Below are 13,500 nucleotides of genomic sequence, written 5' to 3' on the forward strand. Positions count from 1 at the left end.
GGCAGGGGAGCAGGGGAGACAAGGGGACAAGGGGACAAGGGGGCAGGGGGACAAGGGAGCAGGGGAGCAGGGGAGCAGAGGAGAAGTTGAAGAAAGTTTTTCCCCTCTGCCCCTCTGCACCTCTGCCCCTCTGCCTCTTATGCCCAATGCCCTATGCCCCATGCCCAATTTTCAAATCCTTAAGCATTTGCCGAAGTCTTTGTCGCCAATGGGAAGGATAAGTCCCTAGAATTGCGGAAATTTTTCCACAAGCAAGGACGGAATAAGCAGGGCGACAGGCTGGTGTGGGATATTCGGCGGTTGTAATCGGGACAATACGTTCAATTTTCAAAGAAAAGCCTAGCTGTTCTGCTTCTTCAAAAATAGCGACGGCAAAATCATACCAGCTAGCAACGCCGCTATTAGTGTAGTGATAAATGCCGCTAATTTCTGGAGTTAACTGGGGAATTGTCTGGGCTATAACTGTGGCTATATCTTGCGCCCAAGTCGGGCTACCAATTTGATCGGCGACAACACGGAGTTCTTGGCGTTCTGCACCTAGTCGCAGCATGGTTTTAACAAAGTTACTTTTGCCAAAGGTTCCATAAACCCAAGCTGTGCGGAGAATGAGATGATGGGCGCAAGTTTCTTGAATAGCTTCTTCTCCGGCGAGTTTGGTTTTACCATAGACACTCAAGGGATTAGTTGTATCGGTTTCTTGATAAGGGCTACAGCCATTGCCATCAAAAACGTAATCAGTTGAAATATCAATTAGAAAAGCTCCTAATTTTTGGCTTTCTTGGGCAAGAATTAGGGGTGCAGTCGCATTAATAGCGGTAGCAAGTTCGGGTTCGCTTTCGGCTTTATCTACAGCAGTATAAGCGGCGGCATTAATGATGATTTGCGGCTGCTTTGATCTAATAACGTTGCGGAGGGTATCGGGTTGGGTAAGGTCTACTATTGGGCGTGCTACTGAGATAATATCCCCATAAGATGAGAGTATTTGTTGTAGTTCCTTACCCACTTGACCGTTGCTACCAATCAGCAAAATTGATTTTGTCATTTGTCATTTGTCATTTGTCATTTGTCCAAGAGAAGCCACGCTCACTCTTTAACGTGGTTTGAATTAGTTCGATGAAAGACAAAGTTTTTCCGCACACTATAAAAGTAAGCTTAGGGTGTAGCAAAAGGCTGGGTATCTGACAAAATCCAATGACAAATGACCAATGACCAATGACAAATGACCAATGACAAATGACTACTTAATCAAATACTTCAGCAGTTCTGAAAGATTTACCAGCTTGGTCTTTAGCTGATAAAATCGGTGGCCCACTCAAGGGCCAATCTATCCCTAAATCTGGATCGTTCCATAGAATTGTGCGATCGCTTTGGGGCACATAATAATCTGTAGTTTTGTAGAGAACTTCGGCTAGTTCTGAAAGTGCAAGAAAGCCGTGAGCAAAACCTGGTGGTATCCACAGTAGGCGTTTGTTTTTAGCACTGAGTTCATAACCTACCCACTTACCGAAGGTAGGCGAACTTTTTCTAATATCTACGGCTACGTCAAAGATACTACCAACAATCGCCCGAATGAGTTTACCTTGGGGTTGTTGGATTTGATAGTGCAATCCCCGGAGGACGTTTTGTTTAGAGCAAGAGTGGTTATCTTGGACGAAGTTTGTAACAATCCCTATCTGTTGAGCAAATCTTTGGTGGTTGTAGGCTTCAAAAAAGAAACCGCGATCGTCTCCAAATACTTGGGGTTCGAGTTGGATAACTTCAGGAATTTTGGTATGTACAATGCTCATTAATATTACAAGTAATGTGCCACAATCTTAATTTTGAGAGTAATTTTATACTTGTATTTTACAGGTCTTATAATTAAGATTTTGACTGTGGTTTTTTTGTTTTGAATAAGTAAATCACGTTAGTTCAATTTGACAGTCATCGCCAATCATAAATCGCAAGGCTTTAGGGCGACGGGGTGCAAGATTCAATTGTGCCCTTTGTCCAATCACACTATCAATAATGCGCTGATGAATTCCGGCAATTTTAGCACCTTCTAAAATCACGCTGTGTTCTAAATCAGTATCAATGAGTGTGACATTGTTAGCGATGCTACTATAAGGGCCAATAAAGCAGTTTTCTAAATGACAATTGCTACCAATGACTACTGGCCCCCGAATTGTGCAGTTAATTACTTTAGATTTTACCCCGATTTTGACTCGTCCAATAATCTGACTTTGGGCATCGATTTCGCCCACAACTGATGCTGTCAGATAGGTATCGAGAATTAATCTATTAGCTTCTAATAAATCATCTTTTTTACCAGTATCTAACCACCAGCCTTGGAGATTGTGGGCTACAACCTGCTTTTGCTGATTAATAAGGTATTGAATAGCATCAGTGATTTCCAACTCGCCTCTAGTGGAAGGTTGAATATTTGCGATCGCATCATAAATGAGGTGAGAAAAGAAATAAACCCCTACTAATGCCAGATTTGAAGGAGGGACTTTGGGTTTTTCAATTAATTGTAATACCCGTCCAGTTTCATCAACCTGAGCCACACCAAAGGCACTAGGGTTAGCAACTGAACGTAATAGAATCAAAGCATCTGGCTGTTGTTGGCTAAATTGTTGCAGAAAGTAACGTAACTCACCTAGTTGAATCAGGTTATCTCCCAAGTACATGACAAAGGGAGAATCTCCTAAAAAGGGACGGGCAATTTGGACGGCGTGAGCAAGTCCAAGTGGCTGATCTTGTACGATGTAGGTGATGTTCGCTCCAAAGGATTCTCCATTTCCAGTTTTCCCTTGGACTTCTGCCCCGGTTTCTGGACTGATAATGATGCCAATATCAGTAATACCAGCCGCGACCATTTCTTCAATGCCATACCATAAAACAGGTTTGTTAGCAACAGGTACAAGTTGTTTCGCCCCGCTGTAGGTAAGAGGACGTAAGCGTGTACCTTTACCGCCAGAAAGAATTAGTGCTTTCATAGTGCTTTCATCAGGATTTAGGATTAATTACAAGTCATTAGTCAAGATAATCTGAAATCTTGACAAAATCCCAAATCATTGAATTTACATTATGGTGTCAGTATGATGTTAGTTTAGATGTATCCTAATTTAGTTGAAAGGATTAACAGAATTTGAGCAGTTTAGACGCCTTGCGTCTGGCGATAATCAGCAATCCCCGATCGGGCAACACCTGGCTACGAAAAATGCTGGCAGCCATTTATGAAATGGCTGAACTGGCGGTGCATCATCCAGATGACATTTCCTGGCACTTGCTACCAGCAAGATTAGTGCTTCAGATTCATTGGCACAGAAGTGATGATTTAGTTTCATTGCTCGCCCAGCAAGGATTTCGTGTGGTAGTTCTTGCCCGCCATCCCTTGGATGTATTGATTTCTATTCTGCATTTTGCCAACTACGAACCAGATACTGCCAGCTGGTTAAAAGGTGAAGGGGGAACCGAGATTTCCATCCTTGAGAAAACACCACTTAGCCCAGAGTTTATCAACTATGCCACTGGGAGTAGAGCAGCAGCACTTCTCTCGATTAGCCCGGAATGGTGGAGGCGAGAAGACACATTAAAAGTTCGTTACGAAAATCTGGTGAATGATGCGGTCAAGGAACTTGCCCAGTTTAACGAACAACTGGGGCTGACCCCAGTTAAGCCTATATTAGATGTGGTTTCGTTGCATTCCATCGATCGCCTCCGTACCATGAGTACAAACAATCACTTTTGGCAAGGAAAGTATGCTCTCTGGAAGAAGCTGCTTATAGCACCTGTTGCTCAAGAGATTGCTCTTGCCCATCAAAACGTGTTAGCTAAACTTGATTATGTGTGTAATGCTAACCCGACTCTAACCGAAGAGCAGGCGATCGCTAACTGGAATGCTATTGCAGTTAAAGAAAGCTTACCTCGCAGTCTCTCTATTTTTCAGAAATCAGCCATTATAGGTACTGTTTGATAACTTCGGCGGTAGCAAGTCCTGTTTTTGCCCAGCTGAACTGACTGGCGCGGTTGAGGCCAAGGGTACGTAGATGCGATCGCAACTCCGAATTAGTTGCGATCGCCTGCATTGCTTCTGTAATTTCTCCGGTGTTGTAGGGATTGACTAGAATCGCCGCATCGCCAGCCACTTCAGGTAAGGAGGAGAGATTGGAGGTAATGACGGGAGTACCACAAGCCATTGCTTCGAGGACAGGTAAACCAAAACCCTCCCAAAGACTGGGGAAAACGAGAGCGATCGCTTGATTAATTATTTTTGGCAATTCGCCATAAGGAACATAGTCAAGGAACTTTACCTGATTAGTTACACCCAATTCTGCAACTTGCACTTTTAAAGTCGGGGTGTAACGCGAATCAATTGGCCCTACTAACCATAGTTCATAGTCTTTGCAGTTAGGTAACGCCGCAAAAGCACTGATGAGTCGCTGGATGTTTTTGTAAGGATCTTGGCGGCCAATATAGAGAAAGTAGTTGCGGGTAGGAAGGTTGAGAGGAAGAAAGTGAGTGCGATCGTGCGCTAAATGAATCGCAGTAATTTTGCTGGCGGGAATTTCGTAAAAATCGGTGATATCTTTAGCCGTAGTCTGGGAAATGCAAATAATGTGTTGTGCTTGCTTAAGAACTTGGGGAGTGTAGTAGCGGTGATAGGCTGTGAGTGGTGAGAAGCCTTTGGCAAAACGCAGCGGTATCATATCAAAAGATGTGACAACAAAACGACAGCTACTATAAAGAGGTGCTTCTGGTAGCGGGGAGAATAAAAGACTTGATTTAAGGTTTTTATATATTTGTGGTAGTTGAAATTGTGTCCAAAGCAAGCGGTTAAAATGACCTTTTGTGCCGTGGTCTGGGGTTAAGTTTGGCGGGATTAGATAGCAATCAAAATCAGGATATTTTTGGGCTACTAACAGAGTAGGTTGGAAAGATTTTAAATAAGGAAAAAGGTTTTGAGCATAGTTGCCTATACCGGTTGGTTTAGACAAAAGAATAGATAAGTTAATAATTAATTGATTAGAGGAAATATTATCTACTATATTCATTTAGTATTTTTTCATTTACCTATAATGATTGTAAAATAACAATTTTTACATGAATTATTAAAAATTAGAGAATACTATAGTAAATTAATATTTGTAACTTTTTACACAGCTTTTCTGATAATCATACCAAAGGATGTAGAAGCGAAACGCTCAAATAAAAATTTTAAATGTGCTTCTTGTCGTAGCTCATGTATTTGATTATAGTATGGAGGAATATCAATAAATTTATCTAACACACGAGAACCAATATTGAAATCAAGGGGTGCTACTTGATGGCCTGCCACAGTTAGTTTTTTAGCAATTTGTTCAAAATCTTTTTTTCTAAAAAGTACTGTTCCATAGTTGTCAATAGTTGTTTCTTCTTCTAAATAATTAAACTCTGTCGTCTGTATACTTATTCCTCCAGGAACTAGAGTCTTTAGAGAATTTTCGATAAACAGAAGTCCATTTTTAATGCTACCTAGATGTTCTAATGCACAAGCAGACCAACAGAAATCATATTTACCTTCTAAGTAAGCAGGAATAGCATTCATGTCGACATACTTTAGACTCACATTTTTAGTAAATAGTTCTTTTGTACATAATTCAGGACGGAATATCTTTTCTAAAGAAGACATATTTTGTTTAGTTTCTATCCAACCTTGTGCAGCTGATGCTGTTGGATGTAAATCTGTAGCCGTAATCGCAATATCATAAGCAGCTAGAATACTTGGCAGAGGTTCTTCACCACAACCAAAACCTAAACCTTTACGTCCAGGAGTAAGTAAATCATATTCATATAATGCCTGTAAAATATAGCAAAACTCCCACAATTTTCGATGGTATGCTACCGGAATTTTCATCTCTTGACACCAGTAAAAAAACCAATCTGATTCAATATCATTTTGTTGACAAGCTTTGGATTGTAAGTTGATTTTTTGTGGAGATAAATTACTAGGTATTATCAACTGTTCGCGCAAACTACGAGCATATTCATATCCCAAAGTTTTAATGTTCAAGCTTATAGCATCTGTTGTCGAAGAAGGAAGTCTATACTTTTTTTTCAATGCTCTTAAGAGATTCAATATAGGTTTTACGATTTGCAGTATTGTATCTAGCATAATTTTCAACTCGCTTTTTAGTTTATTATGTCAAGCTTAATTGCTTAATGTTGGTCTATTAGCATAATTGTTACTAGTAATAAATAAGTTGATAGTAATTTATTTAACAAATATAATATTAGGAGAATATCTCTCTTTTGCAAACCTTGTTATGGTGTTAATTTTGATAAAATTTTATAGCATTCATACTTAAAAATTGACTGTGAAGTTAATAGCGTAAGTTGTTCTACTTGTGGGTTTTTTAGACAAAAAAGATAGATTAACGAATAAATTTTAAGCTTTTATTCAAACTGAATTTAATTATACAAACAAGAGAGAAACTCTTCAGCAGATTGTTGCCATGAGAATGGTATATACTCATTTTTTATGCGCTCTACCAAATTACTGTAGTAAATATCTGAATCAAGTAGTTCTTTTAAAGCTTCATACAGTTCTGTTGGTTGAGTAGGAGAGAAATATCTACAAAAATCGCCTCCTACTTCAGGCAAAGATCCACCATTGCTAGCAATCACAGGTTTACAGTGTTGTAGTGCTTCTACCACAGGTAATCCAAACCCTTCATAAAAGGAGGCTTGAACTAAACAGTAACAGTTTTGATAGAGAAAATCTAGTTGAGCATCGCTCACTGAACCTAGTATTTGTATGAGCTTGCCATACATTTTATTAGATTCTATCAAGTTATCAGTTTCTGAGTCCCAACCTTTATTACCGGCAAAAATTAAAAATACATCATCATAACTAGAATTTATTAATAAATCAAAGGCTGCAATAATTGTTTTAATATTTTTATGAGGCACTAAACTTCCAACTACTAAAATATATTTTTTATTAAGTAACTTCTGCAATTTTACATTAGGCTTATTATTTTCTTCACTTAGTAATAAATCCTGTTTATAATAATTACTACCCAAGCGAAAGCTTTGAATAATTTGTGAATTATTATTAGCTAATATCCCTTTATTTATCGCATTACTATAATCTTCAGCACTCTTTTTAGAGATACATAATACCTTATCGAATAAAATCGAATAATCACTGTAGAATTTTGTAAAAGCTTTAGTAAATCTCTGAGAAGAAAATTCTGGAAATTTTATGGGAATGAGGTCATAGCATATAACTACAATAGTAACTTTATAAGTTTTTAAAAGTTGTAAAAATCGGTAGTAAGTTTTAGGTAAATCCCAATTGGCATCAGCTATTACATATATATCTCCTGACTGGATTATAGAATCTTCAAATTCAAGGAAAACTTTTTTGTTTGCTGAATTTGAATCAAACCAATCAATTAAATTTAATCTATAAAATAAATTTATAAATTTATTTTTCAGCTTCAAAAGTAGAGCTTGAAGTTTTATATTTATTTTAGTTATTGCGAGATATTTTTTAACCTCGATCGAATGGTCATTTTGCTGTTGATTAAGATTAGTCACTCTCCGCATAAAACTACCATCAAACATAACCGCTACTATTTCTATATCTGTGCGGTTTGAGCTTATTTGCAATAATTCAGAAGTTAGTTCTCGAACTACTCGATGGATTCCAGTATTTTTATATGTATGTTTTGCAGTGTGAGTACAATCTATAAATATCTTCATTCTAAAACCTATTTGAAACTATTTTCATGCAAATTTTTAATAAATTTTTTACTTAAAAAACTTACCTAAGAAAAGCCATAACTAAAAAACTTAGTAGTTACATCCTTAGGTAAGCTATTTTACTTTTTTCCTAGTTTCAAGTGAATGGTTATTTATGATTAAGAAACTAAAAAGCTAACTGCTTAATTTCTTAAGGTCATAATCAACCATTAACTCGACCAATTGACTAAAAGAGTATTGAGGCTGCCAACCTATTCCATTTTTAATTTTATCAATGCAACCAACTAACTGCACTGATTCATCAGCGCGATAAAAAGCGGGGTCAATCGAGACATAATCTTGCCAATTAAGCCCAACACAGTCAAAAGCACACTCAACAAGTTCTTTAACAGAATAGGTTTCACCACTGGCAATGAGGTAGTCATCGGGTTGTTCCTGCTGTAACATCAGCCACATAGCGTAGACAGCATCTTTGGCGTAGCACCAATCACGACGGGCGTCTAGGTTGCCTAATTTTAATTCATTTGCCAAACCTAATTTAATTTGGGCAACTGCGTGCGTGATTTTGCGAAATACAAATTCTGTCCCACGTCGAGGTGATTCGTGAGTATAAGTAATACCACAACAGGTGTAAAGGTTGTATTTCTGCCGATAGTTGACAGTCATCCAATGAGCATAAGCTTTAGCAACTCCATAAGGATTCCGAGGACGAAAGGCAGTGCGTTCGGTTTGAGGCGATTCGTCGGGTTGACCAAAAACTTCACTACTGGATGCTTGATAGAATCTGGCATCAGGTTTGCAGCGACGAATGGATTCTAAGAGGCGGGAAACACCGAGGGCTGTATATTCAGCAGTGAGAGCAGGTTGTGTCCAAGAAAGAGGAACGTAACTTTGAGAGGCGAGATTATAAATTTCGTCAGGTTGACATTCGCTCACTACATCCATGAGGGATGATTGATCGAGGAGGTCGCCGGATACAATTTGAATGTCGCCATAAAGGTGGGTGATGCGCTCTAGGTTACTAGTGCTAGAACGGCGGACTAGACCAAAGACTTGGTAGCCTTTTGCTACGAGTAGTTCGGCAAGATATGAACCATCCTGTCCGGTTAACCCGGTGATTAGGGCTTTTTTTGTTGTCATGCTCACTTTTTTTTACAATATATTTCTTCTCTGGAAATACTGAATTATAGCATTGTTACTTTTGGTTTAATACCAACTAAAACTGGATATAGTCCTAACGATAAAACTCGAAACTCTAGTACAGATGTTGTATTTATAGTAAACTTTAGTTTTGTTTTCTCTTTCTTGAAAATATCTCTTAAAGTAAGTTCTTTTTTGGCTAGAACTAGCGCACCAGAATTAGTAGAAATATCTGCGATCGCTACAACTAAATTTAGATTTCTTTTAGATATTTCATTATCATCAGAGGCAAAGATTTCAAATTCAACTAAATATTTACCTTTGCAATAAGAATCGTAAGGGCCAAAAATTGCAAATCCTTGTCCATCATCAGGATTTACATTCACAAAATACTCTTGCTTGATTTCGATTATTGAACCAATGCCATGAAAAATTACCTCATTTTTAATTTTTTGGTTTTCCAGATAAAACTCCTGCATTCGCTTCATTAGAGTTTTATCGGCAAGATCAATTTCTTGAATTTTTTGAGATGTTAGCCACCAAACAAAGCAATTTTGCGGATCTTCATTAATTGCCTTTTCAATCTCTTCTTGATGGAAATTTATGTCTAAACAAGGTTCAATATATCTGCCAAATAAATTAGGCGGCATTCCTAACAAGTCTTTTGGAATTAAACCGAATGAATCTTGAATTTTAAAACCTGAGATTGGCAACAGCTCACATACTTGTTTAAAAGTCAGTTCATGTATATGTTCTGGCTGTTTCCATCCATATCTATTAGTAACAGTATAATTGGGACTATCAAGTACAAAAATGCCATTTGGTTTAAGTACTCTATTGACTTCTAACAGGAAACTTACCTGTGATTCCCAAGATATATGTTCAATAAATTGACCAGCAAATACTAAGTCAAAACTTTGTGACTCTATTAACTTTAGATCGTCTCCATCATGTTGAATCCAAGTTACATTATTTGGTAAATCTAATGGCTTTGAATTTAAATCTATACCAGTGTGATTTTCAATATAGTAAGGATAAAATTTATCGAACCACTCAAAGTACCAATTTCCAGCACATCCAATACTTAATATTTCCTTAGATTGTGGTATTTTTGCAAGGCAAATAGAACGACATTCGTGTAAAAAATCATTAAAGTTGAGTTTTTTTCCTAAAGGAGGCTGTATGAGTATTGCAGTATTGTTTAAATCAAAATTTTCAACGACTTGCTGTTCTTCCTGATAGGAATTATCAATAGCTCTAGCAAAATTAGTAAGTACTTTTTTAGATGCATTAGGTATAAATTTTGCTAATTTACGTCCTACATAGTCAGCAAGTTCTTTACTTTTTGCTTGAGGTGAAGAAAGTATTTGCTGGATAAGCTCTGCATATAAATTGGCACACTTATCTGGACAATGTTCCTTAGCAATATACTTGTATGCATTTTCGCTCAAGGATTTTCTGTAGTCTGAGTTTTGAGTTAGTAAAATGAGAGATTTCAATATTTCTTCTACTTCATCACTTTGTCCAGGATGGGGTATTTTGAACACCACATCATTGGGAAAATCAGAGAAGGAACCGATATCTGTAACAATAGTAGGCTTACCAACAGACAAAATTCGCAAAAGTGATGCAGAGCTTTCTCCATTAAAAGGAAATCTTAAGTTGAGGCATATATCTGATACTTCTATGTAACGGTAAAAATCCGGCATATTGACATAGCCAGTAACTTTTACTCGATCTTGTAAACTTAGTTTTTTAATTTCATTTTCTATATTAATTGTACCAAGGTAATCAGTACCACCCACAAATACTAAGTAAGCATTAGGTTGAGTTTCAAGATACTTCTTAAATGCATAAATAATTTCTAGGGGACGTTTAGTTTTATTGATAAATCCAAAGGTTGATATTATAAGTTGATCGTTTGGAAGACCCAACTCTTTACATTGATCTATTAGTGATTTTTCCTTAACAACATACTTTGGCACTATCTGAGGTATATGAACAATATGGCTATTATCATTACTAAATTCTTTAATAGCAGAATTATAAGCCCATTTACTGTGTAATATAACTCCTAGAGAACGCGTAAAAATTCTTCTATTTACATAAAGACCTACTTCTGATAATTTCTCATTAATATCTAAATCTTTTGTTTTTAAAAGGTTTAAAATTTGTAATGCTTTATCTTTTCCATAACAGTGTTCTAGTTCTTGAGAAAATTTAATCCCAAGTTCTGGACAACGAGCTTCCATATAATTAATTAGCCCTCCCAAGTAATAGTCATGTAACACGGATATTCCAGGATATCTCATTAATTGGGAGTACATATAAGAATGGTAACTACTATTCCCTATCTGGTAAATAATACTTTCATAAAATTGAGACTTTAATTTCTCTTCAAATTTACTATGAGAAAATAAGTTATTACTAATATTAACCTCGAGCAAATAACTATCATCATGGTATAAATCAAGGTTAATATGTTTTCCCAATGATGGTAACAAGTCCCAACTATAGTCTGCTATACCAGATTTAGCTGGTGGTAATGGGCTAAAAAAAGCAATTTGTGGTTTTTGATTAACTGAAATAGATACTTTATTTATTAGCTGATGCTCTTGAAACACATCAAGTATATTTTGAGCAACTGATTGCCAAGAAAATTTTGCTGATTGCTGAAGTGCATCTTCTGAGATTTTTGTTCTAAGGTTCTCATCAGATAGAACTTTTTGCATGATGGCAGCCATATCAGAAGGTGAGTATGGATCGAATAGTAATTCATCAGAACCTAAAATTTCTGGTAAGGATGAGGTATTACTTGCAATCGATGGTGCGCCACATGAAATAGCTTCCAATAGCGGTAAACCAAAGCCTTCATAAAAAGAAGGAAAAACGAATAGAGAGCAGGTTGAGTATAAAGCTCTTAATTCTTCATCTGTAACATAATTTGTTAATATTATAGATTTATTAATTCCTAATTTTGACGCGAAGCTAGTTATTTCTTTACTAAAATGCTCAGAAACTTTGCAGGCAATTACTAATTGGTAACATTCTTGCAAATTTTTGGGTAAGGCAGAAAAAGCAGTGACTAACCCTTCAATGTTCTTTCGCCAATCTTCGCCTCCCGTATAAAGAATAAATTTTTTGTAAATACCAAATTTCCTTGCAAAAGTTTCGAGCCAAGCTTGGTGTTCATGAGCAGCAATGGGAGTGAAAAAAGCAGAAACACCACCCGAAACGTTTAAAACTCTTTCAGGAGGTATATCGAGAAATTTAATTACATCTTGGCGGGTAGCTTCCGAGATTGCAAATATAAAATCAGCATTTTGTATATTTTTTAAGCGCTTCATGTAAAGTGAGCGCATATTGGACTCGCTTAAGTATCTATCAGAAAAGATGAGAGGTATTAAATCATAGCAAATGACAAAAACTTTTTTAGAAAAATCGCTATAATCAGGTATTGTAGAGTCTAAACCTTCCATCGGGCTAGGTAGAAATATTATATCAACATCTGCTGCCATTAAAACAGTTTTTAATAGTAGTTCATTGATGTCGCAACTACCAATGTAAGGGTAATTTACAGAATTATACTTAAAGTAATTATCATCCAGTTCTGGGACTGGTAGATTATTATTCGTATATAACTGGTAACTGAAAGTATTTTGCTGTTTAAATAGAGCTTCTATTACAGATTGTGTATAACGGCCAATACCTCTATTTCTAGAGTTATTTGTTTGCAGAGCTTGAAGATCAATGGCTATTTTCATGCTGCGTAAATTTGAGATTTAATTTTTTATACAAAGTTTTTTTTACATACCAACATAGCTACTGCGCCAGGAAGGTAATTATCTGGATTATGTTCTTTTTCAGATGCTTCTAATTCATTTTCAGTGATAAGCCAAGTAAAATCATCCTTACGTACTCCATAGGATATTTGAACTACCCTGAAATCCTGAATTAGTTTTTGTAGTGATTCTTGGTTATATATTCGATGTACTGGTGTTAAAGCTTTTTTCCCATAGGGAACTGTAAGGATAAAACTACCTTCTGGTTTTAAAAGTAAACTAATCTGTTGGACAGCTTTAAAATCGTAATTTTCCTCTTTTTTATCTCCATACCATCCTAAACCAATGTGTTCCAAAGTTGATAAAGCAACCACACAATCAAAGCTAGCTGACGGTAATACAGGGTTACAGATATCAGTTTTAACAAACTTTAAGTTGGGATGAAATAATGCTATGGGACGAATGTCTATCGCTGTAACTGAATAATTAAAACTCGCTAACTCATAGGAAAGGAGACTTTCAGCAGCCCCTACATCCAAGACTGTTATACTGCTTGATTCATACAAACGGGCAAGAGATTGTAAAACAAAGGTCTTCTCGAATATTCTCTCATTAGTTCCTGCCCAGTAAGCTTCGCCATTTTCGCGATAGCCTACAATTATTGGTTCATTAAACCATAAACCACTAGCAATTTTAGATTCTTCATTAGAAGAGGCTTGGTTCGTTACACTGTTGTCAGCTTGTAATTCAGTAGAAATTTGCTCTATTTTCTGCTCAAGTTGAGAAAGCTGTTCTATTTTCTGCTCAAGTTGAGAAATTTGCTCTATTTTCTGCTCAAGTTGAGAAA

The 13,500-nt window shown here is 36.7% G+C and carries 10 protein-coding genes; 1 reads left to right on the forward strand and 9 read right to left on the reverse strand.

The genetic code is table 11. From position 1 onward, the window contains the following. Nucleotides 1-151: 151 nt before the first annotated feature. The 3 genes from rfbD to RMY64_RS00275 form a co-directional block, all read right to left on the reverse strand. On the reverse strand, nt 152-1,042 hold the full coding sequence (gene rfbD / locus RMY64_RS00265; protein WP_322698989.1) for a dTDP-4-dehydrorhamnose reductase: 891 nt from the start codon (nt 1,040-1,042) through the stop codon (nt 152-154). 199 nt (nt 1,043-1,241) lie between these two features. Continuing rightward, nucleotides 1,242-1,787 carry a dTDP-4-dehydrorhamnose 3,5-epimerase gene (gene rfbC / locus RMY64_RS00270; protein ID WP_322698990.1) on the reverse strand — a complete coding sequence of 182 codons (546 nt, stop codon included), beginning with the start codon at nt 1,785-1,787 and terminating at the stop codon, nt 1,242-1,244. A gap of 114 nt (nt 1,788-1,901) precedes the next feature. Beyond that, complete coding sequence (locus RMY64_RS00275; protein ID WP_322669873.1) at nt 1,902-2,978, reverse strand: glucose-1-phosphate thymidylyltransferase; 1,077 nt, start codon at nt 2,976-2,978, stop codon at nt 1,902-1,904. Nucleotides 2,979-3,130: 152 nt separating this feature from the next. Here RMY64_RS00275 and RMY64_RS00280 point away from each other — a divergent pair, with 152 nt between their 5' ends. Beyond that, on the forward strand, nt 3,131-3,958 hold the full coding sequence (locus tag RMY64_RS00280) for a sulfotransferase domain-containing protein (protein ID WP_322698991.1): 828 nt from the start codon (nt 3,131-3,133) through the stop codon (nt 3,956-3,958). Here RMY64_RS00280 and RMY64_RS00285 read toward each other — a convergent pair. From RMY64_RS00285 to RMY64_RS00310, 6 genes are all read right to left on the reverse strand, one after another. Continuing rightward, the gene (locus RMY64_RS00285; protein WP_322698992.1) at nt 3,942-5,036 is read right to left on the reverse strand and encodes a glycosyltransferase family 1 protein; all 1,095 of its coding nucleotides are present in this window, start codon (nt 5,034-5,036) and stop codon (nt 3,942-3,944) included. The genes RMY64_RS00280 and RMY64_RS00285 overlap by 17 nt on opposite strands. Nucleotides 5,037-5,137: 101 nt before the next feature. Beyond that, nucleotides 5,138-6,136, reverse strand: a complete 999-nt coding sequence (locus RMY64_RS00290) for a hypothetical protein (RefSeq protein ID WP_322690589.1) — start codon at nt 6,134-6,136, stop codon at nt 5,138-5,140. A 296-nt stretch (nt 6,137-6,432) separates the two neighbouring features. Further along, nucleotides 6,433-7,731, reverse strand: coding sequence for a glycosyltransferase family 1 protein (locus RMY64_RS00295; RefSeq protein WP_322690588.1), 1,299 nt, complete (start codon nt 7,729-7,731; stop codon nt 6,433-6,435). A gap of 174 nt (nt 7,732-7,905) precedes the next feature. Beyond that, a complete protein-coding gene (locus RMY64_RS00300; protein WP_322669878.1) occupies nt 7,906-8,871 on the reverse strand; it encodes a GDP-mannose 4,6-dehydratase in 966 nt (321 codons plus the stop codon). 44 nt (nt 8,872-8,915) lie between these two features. Next, nucleotides 8,916-12,635, reverse strand: coding sequence for a glycosyltransferase (locus RMY64_RS00305; protein ID WP_322698993.1), 3,720 nt, complete (start codon nt 12,633-12,635; stop codon nt 8,916-8,918). 26 nt (nt 12,636-12,661) lie between these two features. Next, a partial coding sequence (locus tag RMY64_RS00310; RefSeq protein ID WP_322669880.1) for a class I SAM-dependent methyltransferase occupies nt 12,662-13,500 on the reverse strand: 839 nt, incomplete at its 5' end.

The organism is Nostoc sp. DedQUE08 (assembly GCF_034530895.1).
GTDB lineage: Bacteria > Cyanobacteriota > Cyanobacteriia > Cyanobacteriales > Nostocaceae > Nostoc.

What these genes read in the sequence shown, in the direction of transcription:
- rfbD (WP_322698989.1), bottom strand. Translation starts at nt 1,042, where the DNA reads ATGACAAAATCAATTTTGCTGATTGGTAGCAACGGTCAAGTGGGTAAG.
- rfbC (WP_322698990.1), bottom strand. Translation starts at nt 1,787, where the DNA reads ATGAGCATTGTACATACCAAAATTCCTGAAGTTATCCAACTCGAACCC.
- RMY64_RS00275 (WP_322669873.1), bottom strand. Translation starts at nt 2,978, where the DNA reads ATGAAAGCACTAATTCTTTCTGGCGGTAAAGGTACACGCTTACGTCCT.
- RMY64_RS00285 (WP_322698992.1), bottom strand. Translation starts at nt 5,036, where the DNA reads ATGAATATAGTAGATAATATTTCCTCTAATCAATTAATTATTAACTTA.
- RMY64_RS00290 (WP_322690589.1), bottom strand. Translation starts at nt 6,136, where the DNA reads ATGCTAGATACAATACTGCAAATCGTAAAACCTATATTGAATCTCTTA.
- RMY64_RS00295 (WP_322690588.1), bottom strand. Translation starts at nt 7,731, where the DNA reads ATGAAGATATTTATAGATTGTACTCACACTGCAAAACATACATATAAA.
- RMY64_RS00300 (WP_322669878.1), bottom strand. Translation starts at nt 8,871, where the DNA reads ATGACAACAAAAAAAGCCCTAATCACCGGGTTAACCGGACAGGATGGT.
- RMY64_RS00305 (WP_322698993.1), bottom strand. Translation starts at nt 12,635, where the DNA reads ATGAAAATAGCCATTGATCTTCAAGCTCTGCAAACAAATAACTCTAGA.